Here is a 14,652-nt window from a genome sequence, read left to right as displayed (position 1 = left end):
GGCCCGTCCGGCCCCGGCCCTCTGCCCGTCCGGCCCTCGGCGCGTCCGGCGCGGTTGATCGACTCGGCTTTCAGGAAGTCGGGGCATCCCGCCACGTCGGATACCGCGGTTTCACTGAAGTCGAGTGGACCATGGTCGCTGCGGTACGCCGGGGGCGCCGTCCGTCCAAGATCTGCGCTCTGTTCACGAAGCGGTAGCCTTGGAGAGTGCGAGTACGTGTCGAGCAGACCGCCCTACCCGGGATCGGGGTACGTCACGATCTGGTGACGGAGTCCGGACGCCGCCTGGGCGTCGTTTCCCACCGCAATGGCCGCCGTGATCTCGTTCTCTACGATCCCGACGACCCCGACGCCTGCCAGTCGGACATTCCGCTGACCGACGACGAGGCTGAGGCTCTGGCCGACATCCTCGGCGCGTCGCTGATGCTCGGCCAGCTCTCCGGGCTCCGCGAGCAGGCCGCCGGTCTGCTCACCGAGCAGATCGCCATCACGGCCGGTTCCCCGTACGTCAACCGGAAGCTCGGCGACACCAAGGCACGCACCCGCACCAGCGCCTCCATCGTGGCTGTACTGCGTGAAGGCGAAGTGATCGTCTCGCCACTCCCCTCCTTCCGCTTCGCGGCCGGCGATGTGGTGGTCGTTGTCGGGACCCGTAGAGGTCTCGACGGCGTGTCCGCCATCCTCGCCGACAGTGACCCGGACGGCTGAGGCGGATGCACGATTCCACCACTCTGCTCGTCGAAGTCGGCGCGCTGCTGTTGCTGCTTGGCGTCCTCGGTCGGTTGAGCCGCCGGGTAGGCCTGTCGCCCATCCCCCTCTACCTGCTCGCCGGGCTGGCGTTCGGGCACGGTGGGCTACTTCCGCTCGCCGCCAGCGAGGAGTTCTTCGCTGTGGGCGCCGAGATCGGCGTCATCCTGCTGCTGGTGATGCTCGGCCTGGAGTACTCGGCCAACGAACTGGTCGGCAACCTCCGGTCGGCGGCCCCGGCCGGGCTGATCGACGGCGTGTTCAACGCGCTGCCCGGTGCGGCCTTCGCCCTGCTGCTCGGCTGGGACTGGGTCGCCGCCCTGGTGCTCGGCGGCATCACCTGGGTCTCCTCCTCCGGCGTGATCGCCAAGGTCCTCGCCGACCTGGGACGACTGGGTAACCGGGAAACCCCGGTGATCCTGTCGGTCCTTGTGATCGAGGACCTGGCGATGGCGCTCTACCTGCCGCTGGTCACCGCCGTGCTGGCCGGCACCGGCCTGCTCGGTGGCGGCATCGCACTCGCCGTCGCGGTGGGCACGGTGCTGCTCGTGCTGGTCGTCGCCATCCGGTACGGCCACCTGATCTCCTCCGCCCTGTCGGCGAAGGACCCGGAGGCGTTGCTGCTCGGCGTACTCGGTCTGACCCTGCTGATCGCCGGGCTCGCGGCGAAGCTCCAGGTGTCGGCGGCGGTCGGCGCGTTCCTTGTCGGCATCGCGCTCTCCGGCCCGGTGGCACACCACGCGACCGAGTTGCTCTCACCGCTGAGGGACCTGTTCGCGGCGGTGTTCTTCGTCTTCTTCGGCCTGGTCACCGACCCCCGGGACATCCCGCCGGTGCTGCTGCCGGCGCTCGCGTTGGCAGTGGTCACCATGGCGACGAAGACGCTCACCGGCTACCTCGCCGCCCGCCGGGTCGGTATCGCCGAACCCGGTCGATGGCGGGCCGGCCTGGCACTCGTACCCCGAGGTGAGTTCTCCATCGTCATCGCCGGGCTGGCGGTGGCCGCCGGGAGCGTCGAGCCGCGGTTGGCAGCGCTGGCCGCGACGTACGTCCTGATCACCGTGGTGACCGGGCCGATCCTGGCTCGGCTTCCCGACTTCCCGTGGTTCAAGCGGTGGCTGCGCAACCGCGCGGCGGCCCAGCGGCGGGAGCAGACCCCGGTCGTCGACTCAGTGGGCTGAACTCCACCGGTCGCGGTCCCAATTCCCGGGACAGCTACCGGGAGGGGCGAAAGGCCACTCCAGCCCCATGACGAACTCGGCGTCGGCACCCGCTGACACCGCCTAACGTGGATCGTCATGGGAGCATGATCGGCTGCGCCGTCGATGCAATTGACCCACCCGTGCCAACGGTTGCGGAATTGCTCCTCGCGGGTACTACCGCAGCACCCGACGGCGGGTTACCGTTTCGCCCCAGCAGCCAGGGTCCGCAGGCAGCGTTGCCAAACGCGGGCGAGAGCGGAAGGTTGGCCGGTGAGCGTGCAGGAGTCGACGTTCCACGGCTTCGCCAACCCCGTCGATCCGACTCCGGCGGAGTTGCGAGCTTGGGCGTACAAGCCCGATTCGGTCCCGTTGGCCTCGATGCCACCCGACTGGGACCTGCTGGTCTCCGGCGACCGGCTGGTGTTGACGCTCTTCGAGTTGGCGATGGATCCAACCTGCCCGGCCCGGCGTTTTGCGTTGCACTGCCTCTACATCTACGCGGCCGACGGCATCCGGACGAACTTCCGCGCCCACCCCAAGCGCCGCTTCCGCAAGCTCGTCGAGCAGGCCGAGCGGGACGGCGACGAGCTGATGAAGATCTGGGCGCACAACGGCCGGGTGCTGTTGGCCCGACCGGACCTCTTCGTTTACCGGGACTGGTGCGAGGGCGGCCTGGTCCGCGAAAACCGCCGCCTCGGCTGATTCGCCGGATTCGCCGACCAGCGGCGGCGGGTAGAGGGCGACTAAGCCCCTTTGGAGCTGATGTCGCAAACGATTCACACCCGCGAGTCCCGATCAGTCGGCACAACGAGGCGGTTCGGGGCCAGAGCCGCCGCGCGATGTCGTAGACGATTCAGCTCCAAAGGGCCTGCGAGTCGATTGCCGGCCTCCGCGGGCGGCAAGGAACCAAGCCGCGTCCCGGCCCGCAGGCAACCCGACGTCCCGGCCCGCACCCGATTACGACGAACGGGCCGGGACCCCCCGTGGGTCCCGGCCCGCACGTCGGTCACCGGTTATTCCTGCTTGCGTTCCGTCTCGGCTCGGGCCGGTTCGTCGGCGTGGTCGCCGTCTTCGGCGAACCGGCCGGCGATGATCCGGTCCCGGTAGGTCCCCTCGGTCACCTTGTCGAACTTCTTGCGGACCGTCTCGGCCAGGTCCTCCAACCGGTCCTCGGTCTGCTGGGCCACCTTCTTCGCCGGTTCCGCCATCGCTCCCCCTCGCCATGCCGGTAGGTCCGGATTAAGCCGATTGGACCCTTATCGACAGGCTAACCGAAGCGGCCCGGACCGCGCCGGGAATCCAGCGCGGTCCGGGCCGAGAAGACAGGTCCGGGTGAGCAGCAGGTCAGCGATCGGGGGTCCGGCGGGGGCGCCACACCACCAGGGCCGTGGAGGTGCGGTTGGTCGGCACCAGATCCCGGCCCGGGAAGCGGGCCAGCGACTCCAGCTCCGCCACCCGGCGGTACGCGGCGTCCAGCTCCGCCTCCAACCGGGCCACCCGCTGCTGCGCCTGCTCCAGCAGCCGCTCCAGCCCGATGATCCGCTTGACGCCGGCCAGGTTGATCCCGTCGTCCTGGCTGAGCCGCTGCACCTCGCGCAGCAGCACCACGTCGCGGACGCTGTAGCGACGCCCGCCACCAGCGGCTCGGCCGGGCTGCACCAGCCCCAGTCGGTCGTACTGGCGCAGGGTCTGCGGGTGCATCCCCGCCATCCGTGCCGCTACCGAGATCATCAGCACCTTGGCCTCGTAGGCAGGGTCGCCCGAACCGAGGAACTCGCCCGACATCCCGCTCACCTCCGCGTCCATTCCACCGGACTAACTGACTCGACGCACCCGTGCGTCGAGATGTTCCCGGGCCGCCGGCGGGGTCTGCTCGGCGAACGACTCCAGCGCCGTGCGGGCCTCGTCCGACAAGCGGGCCGGCACCACCACGTCCAGCGTGACCAGCAGGTCACCGGCCTGCCCGTCGCGGCGGACCACACCCTTGCCGCGGGCCCGCAGCACCCGCCCGCTCGGCGTCCCCGGCGGCACCCGCAGGGTCATCGCACCGTCGAGCGTGGGCACCCGCAGGTCCGTGCCGAGCACGGCCTCAGCGAAGGTGACCGGCACGGTCAGCGTCAGGTCGTCCCCGGTACGCCCAAACAGCTCGTCCGGCCGAACCTTGACGTGCACGAAGAGGTCGCCGGCCGGGCCACCGCGCTCGCCCGGCTCGCCCCGCCCGGCCAGCCGGATGCGTTGACCGTCGGCCACGCCGGCCGGGAAGCGCACGTTCATGGTGCGGGTCTTTGTGACACCGCCGCTGCCGTGGCACTCCGGGCACTTCTCCTCGACCACTGTGCCGACGCCCTGGCAGTTGCGGCACGGCTCGGAGAAGCTGAACGACCCCTGGTTGCGGGTGGTCACGCCGGCACCATGACAGACCGGACAGGTACGCGGCTGGGTGCCGGGCTTGGCCCCGTTGCCGTGGCAGGTGTCGCAGACGCCCGGCGCGCGCAGCGTCAGGGGCAGCGTCACTCCGCGCACCGCGTCGCCGAAGTCCAGCGCCACCTCGGTCTCCACGTCCCGACCACGGGCCGGACCGCGCGGTGCGGCCTGCCCACCGGCCTGACCGCCGCTGAAGATCGAGCTGAACAGGTCCTGGAAGCCGGCGCCGCCGAAGCGACGATCGCCGCCTCCGCCGCCACCGAACATGTCGGAGACGTCGAACGGCACGCCGCCCGGCTGACCCTCACCCCGGGCGTTGCGCCGGAACGCGCCCGAGCCGAAGAGCGACCGCATCTCGTCGTACTCGCGACGGCGGCCGCTGTCCGACAGCACGTTGTACGCCTCGGACGCGGCCTTGAACCGCTCCTCGGCCTTCGGGTCGCCCGGGTTGTGGTCCGGATGCGACTCCCGGGCCACCTTGCGGTACGCCTTCTTGATGTCATCAGCGGAGGCGGCCTTGTCCACGCCGAGCACGGCGTAGAAGTCCTTCTCGATCCAGTCCTTCGAACTCACCGGTCCACCTCCTTCCGACCCTGGTGGCCCGGCCGTCCCGCCCACCGCTGAACGGTGGACGGGACGGCCCGGTCACTGCCTGGCACTATTCCGGATCCGCGACCGCGACCAGCGCGGGGCGCAGCAGCCGCTCACCGAGTTGGTAGCCGCGTCGCATGACCTGTACGCAGGTCGGCTCGCTGACGTCGGCCGAGGTCTGGTGCGCTACCGCCTCGTGCCGGGTCGGGTCGAACGGGTCGCCCTGCTCGCCGAAGGCGTTCAGGCCGAACTTGCCCAGCGCGGTGGTGAGCTGTTCGGCCACAGTGCCGAACGGCCCGACCAGGTCGCCGTGTTCCCGGGCCCGGTCCAGGTCGTCCAGGATCGGCAGCAGCGCGGCCAGCACCGAGCCGGTCGCCTGCTCCTGCACGAGGCTGCGGTCACGGTCGACCCGCTTGCGGTAGTTGGCGTACTCCGCCGACACCCGCTGCAGGTCCCTGGTCCGCTCGTCCAGCTCGGCCCGGAGCGCCTCCAGCTCGGCACCGAGCGAGGTGCCCGCGCCGCCGCCGTCCACCGGCTGCGCCGGGGCGTCCACCACCGGCGGACCGGACGGCTCCGGCCCGTCGGTGGAGTTGACCTCGACCTCGATCTCGTCGACCACCACCTCGGCGTCCTCGACCAGACCCTCGGCCGGCACACCGGTCTCCGCGTCGGCGGCGGTCCCCTCCGGCTCGGCGGTGTCGACGAGCTTGCGCTTGTTGCGGATGACGACCCGCTCCCCGTCGCCGGTCGGCTCCGTGGTCGCGGAGCCACCCGGCGTCGACCCGGTGTCGCCCGGGTCGGCGGCTCGTGGCTTCTGCGTCATGCGGCTACCTCATCCCCTTCGCGGTGGAAACGTGTCGGAGGCCGACGGTCACTTCTTACCGTCCTCGTCAACGATTTCCGCGTCGACGACGTCGTCGGCGCCGCCGGCCTGCGCGCCGGTCGCACCGGTCGCGCCGGTCGCGCCGGTCGCACCCGGACCGGGCTCGCCACCCGGCTGCTGACCCTGCTCGGCCTGCTGCGAGTAGAGCAGCGAACCGGCCTGCTGGGAGACCTGCGCCAGCTTCTCGTGCGCCGACTTGATCTTCTCGATGTCCTGACCGCCGAGGGCGCCACGCAGCTCGCCGAGCGCCTCGTTGAGCTGCTCGCGGTTCTCACCGGGCAGCTTGTCGCCGCTCTCGGCGAGGAACTTCTCGGTCTGCCACTGGAGCGCCTCGGCCACGTTGCGGGTCTCGGCGTCGTCGCGGCGGCGCTTGTCCTCCTCCGCGTGCTCCTCGGCGTCCCGGCGCATCCGCTCGATGTCGTCCTTCGGCAGCGAGGAGCCGCCGGTGATCGTCATCTTCTGTTCCTTGCCGGTGCCCAGGTCCTTGGCGTGCACGTTGACGATGCCGTTGGCGTCGATGTCGAAGGCGACCTCGATCTGCGGCACGCCGCGCGGCGCCGGCGGGAGGCCGGTCAGCTCGAAGGTGCCGAGCTTCTTGTTGTACGCCGCGATCTCCCGCTCACCCTGGAACACCTGGATCAGCACCGACGGCTGGTTGTCGTCAGCCGTGGTGAAGACCTCGGAACGCTTGGTCGGGATGGTGGTGTTGCGCTCGATCAGCTTGGTGAAGATGCCGCCCTTGGTCTCGATGCCCAGGCTCAGCGGGGTCACGTCGAGCAGCAGGACGTCCTTGACCTCACCCTTGAGCACACCGGCCTGGAGGGCGGCGCCGACGGCGACGACCTCGTCCGGGTTGACGCCCTTGTTGGGGTCGCGGCCGGTGAGCTGCTTGACCAGGTCGGTCACGGCGGGCATCCGGGTCGAACCGCCGACCAGGATGACGTGCTCGACGTCGGAGATCTTGATCCCGGCGTCCTTCACGGCCTGCTCGAACGGGCCCTTGCAACGGTCCAGCAGGTCCTGCGTCATCCGCTGGAACTCGGCGCGGCTGAGCGTCACGTCCAGGTGCAGCGGGCCGGCCGCGCCAGCCGTGATGTACGGCAGGTTGATGTTGGTGGTGGTGGCGGCGGACAGCTCGATCTTGGCCTTCTCGGCCGCCTCGCGGAGCCGCTGGAGGGCCATCTTGTCCTGGGAGAGGTCGATGCCGTGCTCACCACGGAAGGTCTTGACCAGGTGGTCGATGATCCGCTGGTCCCAGTCGTCGCCACCGAGCTGGTTGTCACCGCTCGTCGACTTGACCTCGACGACGCCCTCGGCCAGCTCCAGCAGCGACACGTCGAAGGTGCCGCCACCGAGGTCGAAGACCAGGACGGTCTGCTCCTTGGAGCCCTTGTCCAGCCCGTACGCCAGGGCGGCGGCGGTCGGCTCGTTGACGATCCGCAGCACGTTGAAGCCGGCGATCTCACCGGCCTCCTTGGTGGCCTGGCGCTGGCTGTCGTTGAAGTAGGCCGGGACGGTGATCACCGCGTCGGTGATCTGCTCGCCCAGGTACGCCTCGGCGTCCCGCTTGAGCTTCATCAGCGTCCGGGCCGAGATCTCCTGCGGGGTGTACTTCTTGCCGTCGATGTCGACGGACCAGTTCGTGCCGACCTCCCGCTTGACCGACCGGATCGTCCGGTCCGGGTTGGTCACTGCCTGGCGCTTGGCGACCTCACCGACGAGCACCTCGCCGTTGCGGGCGAACGCGACGATCGAAGGAGTCGTCCGCGACCCCTCAGCGTTGGCGATGACGGTGGGCTCACCGCCCTCGAGAACGCTGACGCAGGAGTTCGTCGTGCCGAGGTCGATACCGACCGCACGTGCCATCTTCGCTTCCTCGCTTCGTAAGGTTGTGCAGGTGACGGGCGTCGCCCGTGGGCTGCTGGCGAGCACCGCCCGCAGCGGGCCCCACCACAAGTTGAGTGAACTTGACTCAATAGTGCCACGCGTTGGCCAATCGTCAAGTTGACTTGAGTCAACCCGACGCAACCCAGCCGTTATTACCGTCCGGTTGTCTTCCCTTGCATCGGTCGGGCACGCTTTAGCGGTGACGACGCACGGCGATCCCGCCACCCGTTCCGGTGCGCCCGCCGTCGCAGCCCGCACCGACCCGCCGGACGCCGCGGGGGAGCCGCCCGCCACTACCGGGGACGACAGCCTCCCCGGCGCACTGTCGGGCCTCCGGGAGGCGATCGGCGCGGCCCGGTATCCCCTCGCGCTGCCCTCTGCCAACTCTGCCCGGCACAGCGCCACAGCACTCACCGACCAGCTCGACGACTACCTGCTGCCCCGGCTCGCCCGGTTGGACGCGCCACTGCTCGTGGTGGTCGGCGGCTCCACCGGCGCGGGTAAGTCGACCCTGGTCAACAGCCTGGTCAAGGCCCGGGTCAGCGCGGCCGGCGTGCTCCGGCCGACCACCCGCTCCCCGGTGCTGGTCTGCAACCCGTCCGACGCGGCCTGGTTCCGGCAGGGTGACTTGCTGCCCGGGCTGACCCGCACCACCGAGCCGAGCGACGATCCGCGCGCCCTGCACCTCGTCACCGCCCCGGCCCTCCCCGCCGGGCTGGCCTTCCTCGACGCGCCCGACATCGACTCGGTCGTCGACGCCAACCGGGCGCTGGCCACCCAACTGCTGGCCGCCGCCGATCTGTGGCTCTTCGTCACCACCGCCGCCCGGTACGCCGACGCGGTGCCGTGGGAGCTGCTGCGCAGCGCCCGGGCGCGCGGCGCGGTCATCGCCATGGTGCTGGACCGGGTGCCCGCCGAGGCCACCGACGAGATCGCCGCGCACCTGACCGAGATGCTCGCCGAGCAGGATCTCAGCCGGGCGCCGCTGTTCGTGTTGCCCGAGACCTGGGTCGACGGTCAGGGGCTGCTGCCCGAGGGAGTCACCGCCCCACTGGCCGACTGGTTCGCCCGGTTGGCCGCCGACGTGGACGCGCGGGCGGCGGTGGTCCGTCAGACCCTCGACGGGGCGCTGGCCGCACTCCACCCCGCCGTGGAGGATCTGGCCGACGCCGCCGACGAGCAGCTCGCCGCCGCCGACGGGCTGGACGAACGGGTCCGGGCCGCGTACCGGGCCGCCGAGCGCACCGTCGAGCAAGGGCTCCAGGACGGCCGGCTGCTCCGGGGTGAGGTGCTCGCCCGCTGGCAGGAGTTCGTCGGCACCGGCGAGCTGTTCCGCACGCTGGAGGCACGGATCGGCCGCCTCCGGGACCGGGTCGTGGCCGCCGTCACCGGTCGGCCGGCGCCCGCCGCCGAGCTCCGCAACGCCATCGAGTCCCAACTGGTGACGCTGCTACGCGGGGTGGCCTCGGAGGCCGCCGAATCCGCGTACACCGGGTGGAAGGCACACCCGGCCGGCGCCGGGCTGCTCGACCCGGCGCTCGCCCACCCGAGCGACGACCTACCCGAACGCGCCGAGCGCATGGTCCGGGACTGGCAGCGCGGTGTGCTGGAGCTGGTCCGGGTCGAGGGCGGTGACAAGCGGTTCGTGGCCCGCACCGCCGCGTACGCGGTGAACGCCACCGGGCTGGCCGTGATGATCGCCGTCTTCGCCTCGACCGCGTTCATCCCGACCGGGCTGGAGCTGGCCACCGGGGCCGGCACCACTGTCGCCGCACAGGCCGTCCTCCAGGCGATCTTCGGCGACCAGGCGGTGCGTACCCTCGCCGCCAAGGCCCGCACCGACCTGCTGGACCGGGTGCGGACGCTGCTCGCCGCGGAGGCCGACCGCTTCCTGAGCCGCACCGCCGACGCCCGCCCCGCCGAAGACGCCGGTGACGGTCTGCGCCGGGCCGCCGGCCGGGTCGAGCTGGCCCGGCACCGCAGCGGCCTGTCCGCCGCCCACGAGGAGGGTTCCCGGTGAGCAACATCGCCGGCCGGGTACGCGAGGTGTTCCGCGGGGACCAGCGGGTCGACGCCGACGCGTTGATCGCGCGCCTGGACGCGGTACGCCGGTTCCTGACCGCCGTGGACGGTCTGCTGCCGGACGCCGACCTGGTGCCCGCGCACACGGTGGTGGAGCGGGCCGGCACCCGGCTCACGCTGTCCCGGGACCACACAGTGGTCGCCCTGGCCGGCGCCACTGGCAGCGGCAAGTCCAGCCTCTTCAACGCGCTGGCCCAACTGGAGCTGTCGCCGGTCGGGGTCCGCCGGCCGACCACCGGCGTCACCCACGCCTGCGTGTGGGGGCCGCTGGAGGGCGCCAACCATCTGCTCGACTGGATCGGCGTGCTGCCCCGACACCGCTTCGTCCGGGAGAGCGCCCTGGACGCTGACGACGAGACGGCACTGCACGGGCTGATCCTGCTCGACCTGCCCGACTTCGACTCGGTGCAGCGATCGCACCGGCTGGAGGTGGACCGGCTCCTGGGCCTGGTGGACCAGGTGGTCTGGGTGGTCGACCCGCAGAAGTACGCCGACCGGGTCATCCACGACAGCTACCTGCGCGAGTTCCACAGGCACCGCGACGTCACAGTGGTGGTGCTCAACCAGGCCGACCGGCTGCCCCCGGCCGAGGTGCCCCGGGTCCTGGACGATCTTCGTCGGCTGCTCGACACGGACGGGCTGACCGGGGTGCCCCTGCTGGCCACCACCGCCATCGACCCGGCCGGGATGGTCGGGCTGCGCAACGCGCTGGAGCGCACTGTCGCCGAGCGGCAGGCCGCGTTGCGTCGGCTCGCGGGTGACGTCGACACTGTCGTCGCCGGCCTGGACGAGCTGGTCGGTTCGGCCCGGCCGCCGGGCGGGCCGGACGACACAGCCGTCAACGGGCTGAACCGGGCGTTGGCCGGGGCGGCCGGGGTGCCAGCGGTGACCGAGGCCGTGGAGCGGGCGTACCGGCACCGGGCCGGCGCGGCCACCGGCTGGCCCGTGGTCCGGGGCTGGCGGCGGTTGCGACCCGACCCGCTGCGTCGGCTGCACCTGCCCGGCCCCACCGGCGACCAGGCCGACCCGGCGGAGAGCCTGGTAGCGGCCACCTCGGTACCTGACCCGACGGCCGCCCAACGTTCGGCGCTCGGCCTCGCCATCCGCGCGGTGGCCGACCGGGCCGCCGACGACCTGCCCGCCGCCTGGCCCGGCGCGGTGACCTCCGCCGCCCGGTCCCGCCTCGGCGACCTGCCGGACGCCCTGGATCGCACGATCGCCGGCACCGACCTCGGCCTCGACCGTCGCCCGATCTGGTGGCGGGTCGTCGGCGGTGTGCAGTGGTTGGTCACCCTCGCCGCGGTGGTGGGGCTGGGTTGGCTGTTGCTCGGCTACGCGCTGCGAGCGCTCGGCCTGCCGGCGCTGGACAACCCGATGGTCGGCCAGGTGCCGCTGCCGACCGTCCTGCTGCTGGGCGGCCTGCTGGCCGGGCTGCTGGTGGCGGCGCTGACCCGGCCGGTGGTGCGCTGGGCCGCCCGGCGCGCCCGGGCCCGCGCCGACCAGCGGCTGACGGCGCGGGTCGCCCAGGTGGGCGACGAGTACGTGCTGGCTCCGGTACGGATCGTGCTCGGCTCGTACGCCCAGGCACGCGACGCGCTGCGGGACGCCGCACGCCGCTGACGCTCCGCACGCCGCCGACGCTCCGCACGGCTCGCTACCGCTCTGCGTACGCCTCGGGCGGCGTAGGGTCGGAGCATGGCCACGCCTCAGACCCCCTACGACGCGGTGCTGCACGCCGCACGCGACGTGACCAAGCTGGAGTCCGCCCTCGACGCCGAGATGCTCGGCAGCGCCCTGCTGGGCAGTGTCTACGCGATCGCGGAGACCGACCGCGACGCCGCCGTACGGGAGTTCGTCACCGGCTTCCTCGCCGCCACCGCCCGCCGCAGGGTCGCGGCGGCGACCACCATCCGGCAGGTCTTCGCCACGCTCGTCCCGACCGCCGAGGGCACCGATCGGGTGCGCGCGGGCAGCCAGGCGCCCACCTGGACAGCCCAGCTCGGCCGGGTGCACCTCACCGGCACCTGGGCGTACGGCGACGTGTACGGCGACCAGACCTCGTACCTCGCGACCTTCGCCTACGACGACGAGTCCGGCGGCTCGGAGCACGCGCTGGTGGCCCTGGTGGACCACAACATCGGGATCACCAAGGACATCTTCGTGGGCGGGCCGGCCGAACGGATCCTGGACCAGGTCCGGCAGATGTGCGCCGACGACGAGCTGACCTGGTTCCGGACCGAAGATCCAGCCCGGTTCCGGGGCGAGGTGGCTCGCCATCTGGCGGTCACCGACGACCTGGGCGAGTTGCCCGGCGAGGGGTCGCTCGCCACCGACCGAGCGTTGGTCGGGGCCCGCCTGGCGGTGCTGCCCACCGCTGCCGACCCGACCGGTCCGGCGGAGGTCGAACCGCTCTCCGCGGCCGAGCGCACCGACCTGGTCCGACGGTTCCTCGGCGCGCCGGAGGCCGCCCGCTTCGGGCTGGACACCGTCGACGGCCCGGAGTTGGCCTCCCTGCACTTCTGCCTGAGCCTGCTGCTGGACCACTCGGCGAGCTTCCCGGACGCCGACCCGATGCGCTGGAGTCCCGCGGTGTCCGGGCTCTTCCTGCTCGACTGGGTGCACCGCCGGGCCGTGCTGGACATGGACGACGCGGCGATGCTCCCCCGGGTGCTGCGGGCCTGGGCGCGGTACGCGTCGCGCCAGCGCGGGCTGCCCGAGGCGGCGGCGACGCGCACCGACGAGGCGATCGAGGAGATGGTGCCGGAGTTCGCCCGCCTCTACTCGACCGGTGAGCGGCGCAGCGCGGCCACCGCAGCGGTGGCGCAGCTGATGGCCGACGGGGTGGACCCGGACGACCCGGCCGCGCTGGACGCGTGGATCGAGGCGAACCGCCACCGCCTCGCCGACGACGGCGCCTGACGACGTCCGAGGGTGGGTGGCTCCGCGCCGCCCTCCCTCGGCTCGCGCAGCGGGACCTGGGGGCTAGCGCAGCGGAGCCTGAGGGCTAGCGCAGTGGGCCGAAGATCACCGCGGCGATCAGGGCGCCGAGCGCACCTCCGGTCAGCACCTGCGCCAGCGTGTGGTCTTTGAGCCGTACCCGGGACCAGCCGACCACCGCCAGCAGCGGTGCGGCGACGACCAGCCGGGTCCCGAAGGTCAGGATCAGGATGACCAGCGTGCCGGCGGCCACCGCCGAGTGGATCGACATCTTCCACCAGTGGCTGACCGACACGGCGACGACGAGGCCGACGAGGCCGGACACCGCCAGTGCCAGCACCTGGCGGGGCGCGCCGAGCACGGCGAGCAGGGCGAGCCCCGCAGCGACCGAACCGAGGCCGACCAGCAACGGCGCCCGGCGCTGCTCCCGGCGGCCGACGTGGTGGTCGGTGAGCCGGCCACGGCGTACCCCGCCGACGATGTAGGCGAACGGAATGCCGGTCACGAAGAGAGTGGCGAGCAGACCCCAGACCAGGCCCTGACCGGGGCGGCTGGCGCTGTGCCAGCTCACTGTGATGATCAGCAGCGACACGAGCACCGCCGGGGCGGTCACCTCGGTGACCAGCCGGGCGATCCGCAACCCCGGGCCGGGCCGGGTGGCGACCGGGCGGGGTTCCGCACCGCCGCCCACGCCGCCCCCTCCGGTACGCGCCTACCGCCGAACGCCGCCGTCGCCGGACTGGCCGCGCCTGATCGTCACCGTACCGTCGGCCACGCCGCGGGGTCTGTCGGTCCGGGCAGTGGCGCCGGGCTGACGCTGGGCGTCGAGGCGACGACCGACGGCGACGGGGTCGCCGGGCCGGGTCGGCGGGTCGGTACCGGCGGCGTGGGTGTGGGGGCCGGGACGGACCGGGTGCTGGTCGGCACGGCGGTCGCTGTCGCGTCGTCGGTCGGCGTGGGTGTCGGGCCCAGCGTGGGCGTCGGTTCCACGGTCAGGGTCGGGGTCGGATCGGGATCGTCCGAGCCGGTCGGGTCCGGGCCCGGCGAATCGGTGGGGTCCGGCGAGTCGGTCGGGTCGGGGTCGGTCGGGGTCGGGTCCGGCGGGTCGGTGGGGTCGGGGTCGGTCGGGTCCGGGCCCGGCGGGTCGGTCGGGTCGGGGTCGGTCGGCGGTGGCGGAGCAACGGGCGGGGGTACCGGCGGCGAGGTGCTCCGCGTGGGTTTCGGTGCCGCCGGCGGGGCGGTCGTCCACCGGGCGGGCCCGGCATCGGCGGCGGGCCCTTCCCGTGGACGAGACGGGGCGGCCGGGAGCCAGCCGCTGGTCGGGTCGACGCTGGGTGTGCCGAGCGGGGGAAGCGGTGGTTGGCTGGTCATCGGCATGGGGATCACCACCGGCCCGACAGACGGGGTCGGCATGAACGGGGTGCTGCTGTCCGGTAGGGCGGTGCTGCCCGGGGTGGCCGAGCCCGCGCTGATCGCGGCGAGGATGGGCATCGACGCCGTGCCGGCCAGCAGCGCGACGGTGAGCAGGTAACCGCGGGAGGGGCCACCGGCGCCGGGGGCCCGGTGGACACCGACCACCCGACGGTAGCCGCCGGCCGACCGGTGCCGACCAAGCGCTGGTGTGCCGGGACCGTCACCTGGCTCGTACACCGCACACCCCTAGTCGTCGGCCGTCGGAGGACATGAATGGACGCCACCGCGGGCAAAAAACCGACAATTAACCCGATAGGCGCGATCCTGCGGGAATCAGCCTCGCGCAGTCACAGTGGGTCAGCCAACCTCCACCGCGTGTCGACACGCAGTGCTGCCCGAACGGTGACGAATCGTGGCGCAACGCACGGGAAACGCGGGCCGGCATGATGGCGACAAACGGCGTCAAAGCATGGGCTGTCGGATTGCG

Annotated in this window: 13 protein-coding genes; 6 read left to right on the top strand and 7 right to left on the bottom strand. The window is 72.3% G+C overall.

Annotated elements, in window-relative coordinates; genetic code table 11:
* Window positions 1–206: 206 nt before the first annotated feature.
* From MED01_RS18185 to MED01_RS18175, 3 genes are all read left to right on the top strand, one after another.
* Complete coding sequence (locus MED01_RS18185) at window positions 207–707, top strand: cation:proton antiporter regulatory subunit (protein WP_030332098.1); 501 nt, start codon at window positions 207–209, stop codon at window positions 705–707.
* Window positions 708–712: 5 nt separating this feature from the next.
* Window positions 713–1,927 carry a cation:proton antiporter gene (locus MED01_RS18180; RefSeq protein ID WP_238669753.1) on the top strand — a complete coding sequence of 405 codons (1,215 nt, stop codon included), beginning with the start codon at window positions 713–715 and terminating at the stop codon, window positions 1,925–1,927.
* Between the two features lie 291 nt (window positions 1,928–2,218).
* Window positions 2,219–2,650 carry a hypothetical protein gene (locus MED01_RS18175; protein ID WP_030332093.1) on the top strand — a complete coding sequence of 144 codons (432 nt, stop codon included), beginning with the start codon at window positions 2,219–2,221 and terminating at the stop codon, window positions 2,648–2,650.
* 311 nt (window positions 2,651–2,961) lie between these two features.
* Here the strand turns inward: MED01_RS18175 and MED01_RS18170 are convergent, their stop codons facing one another.
* The 5 genes from MED01_RS18170 to dnaK all read right to left on the bottom strand — a co-directional run bounded on the left by MED01_RS18170 (window position 2,962) and on the right by dnaK (window position 7,712).
* Window positions 2,962–3,156 (bottom strand): hypothetical protein, encoded by a 195-nt coding sequence (locus tag MED01_RS18170; RefSeq protein ID WP_238669752.1) that lies wholly within the window; start codon window positions 3,154–3,156, stop codon window positions 2,962–2,964.
* A gap of 136 nt (window positions 3,157–3,292) precedes the next feature.
* On the bottom strand, window positions 3,293–3,733 hold the full coding sequence (locus tag MED01_RS18165; RefSeq protein WP_030332087.1) for a heat shock protein transcriptional repressor HspR: 441 nt from the start codon (window positions 3,731–3,733) through the stop codon (window positions 3,293–3,295).
* A 30-nt stretch (window positions 3,734–3,763) separates the two neighbouring features.
* On the bottom strand, window positions 3,764–4,945 hold the full coding sequence (gene dnaJ, locus MED01_RS18160; protein WP_238669751.1) for a molecular chaperone DnaJ: 1,182 nt from the start codon (window positions 4,943–4,945) through the stop codon (window positions 3,764–3,766).
* Window positions 4,946–5,030: 85 nt separating this feature from the next.
* Window positions 5,031–5,786 (bottom strand): nucleotide exchange factor GrpE, encoded by a 756-nt coding sequence (gene grpE, locus MED01_RS18155; RefSeq protein WP_238669750.1) that lies wholly within the window; start codon window positions 5,784–5,786, stop codon window positions 5,031–5,033.
* 48 nt (window positions 5,787–5,834) lie between these two features.
* Window positions 5,835–7,712 (bottom strand): molecular chaperone DnaK, encoded by a 1,878-nt coding sequence (gene dnaK, locus MED01_RS18150; protein WP_112621243.1) that lies wholly within the window; start codon window positions 7,710–7,712, stop codon window positions 5,835–5,837.
* 220 nt (window positions 7,713–7,932) lie between these two features.
* On the opposite strand from dnaK, the gene MED01_RS18145 reads away from it, so the two are divergent.
* From MED01_RS18145 to MED01_RS18135, 3 genes are all read left to right on the top strand, one after another.
* Window positions 7,933–9,753, top strand: a complete 1,821-nt coding sequence (locus tag MED01_RS18145; RefSeq protein WP_238669749.1) for a GTPase domain-containing protein — start codon at window positions 7,933–7,935, stop codon at window positions 9,751–9,753.
* Window positions 9,750–11,435, top strand: a complete 1,686-nt coding sequence (locus MED01_RS18140) for a GTPase (RefSeq protein ID WP_238669748.1) — start codon at window positions 9,750–9,752, stop codon at window positions 11,433–11,435. Before MED01_RS18145 ends, MED01_RS18140 begins: the two co-directional genes overlap by 4 nt.
* Window positions 11,436–11,510: 75 nt before the next feature.
* Entirely contained in the window at window positions 11,511–12,734 is a 1,224-nt protein-coding gene (locus MED01_RS18135) for a hypothetical protein (RefSeq protein WP_238669747.1), read from the top strand.
* An 85-nt stretch (window positions 12,735–12,819) separates the two neighbouring features.
* Here MED01_RS18135 and MED01_RS18130 read toward each other — a convergent pair whose 3' ends face one another.
* Window positions 12,820–13,443: a phosphatase PAP2 family protein gene (locus MED01_RS18130; RefSeq protein ID WP_238669746.1), complete on the bottom strand. Its 624-nt coding sequence runs from the start codon at window positions 13,441–13,443 to the stop codon at window positions 12,820–12,822.
* Window positions 13,444–13,508: 65 nt separating this feature from the next.
* The gene (locus MED01_RS18125; RefSeq protein ID WP_238669745.1) at window positions 13,509–14,402 is read right to left on the bottom strand and encodes a hypothetical protein; all 894 of its coding nucleotides are present in this window, start codon (window positions 14,400–14,402) and stop codon (window positions 13,509–13,511) included.
* Between the last annotated feature and the right edge of the window lie 250 nt (window positions 14,403–14,652).

This window comes from Micromonospora alfalfae, assembly GCF_022230925.1.
Classification (GTDB): Bacteria; Actinomycetota; Actinomycetes; order Mycobacteriales; family Micromonosporaceae; genus Micromonospora; species Micromonospora alfalfae.
The sequence above is the reverse complement of the archived record's forward strand: the minus strand, read 5'-3'. Positions and strand labels throughout refer to the sequence as shown.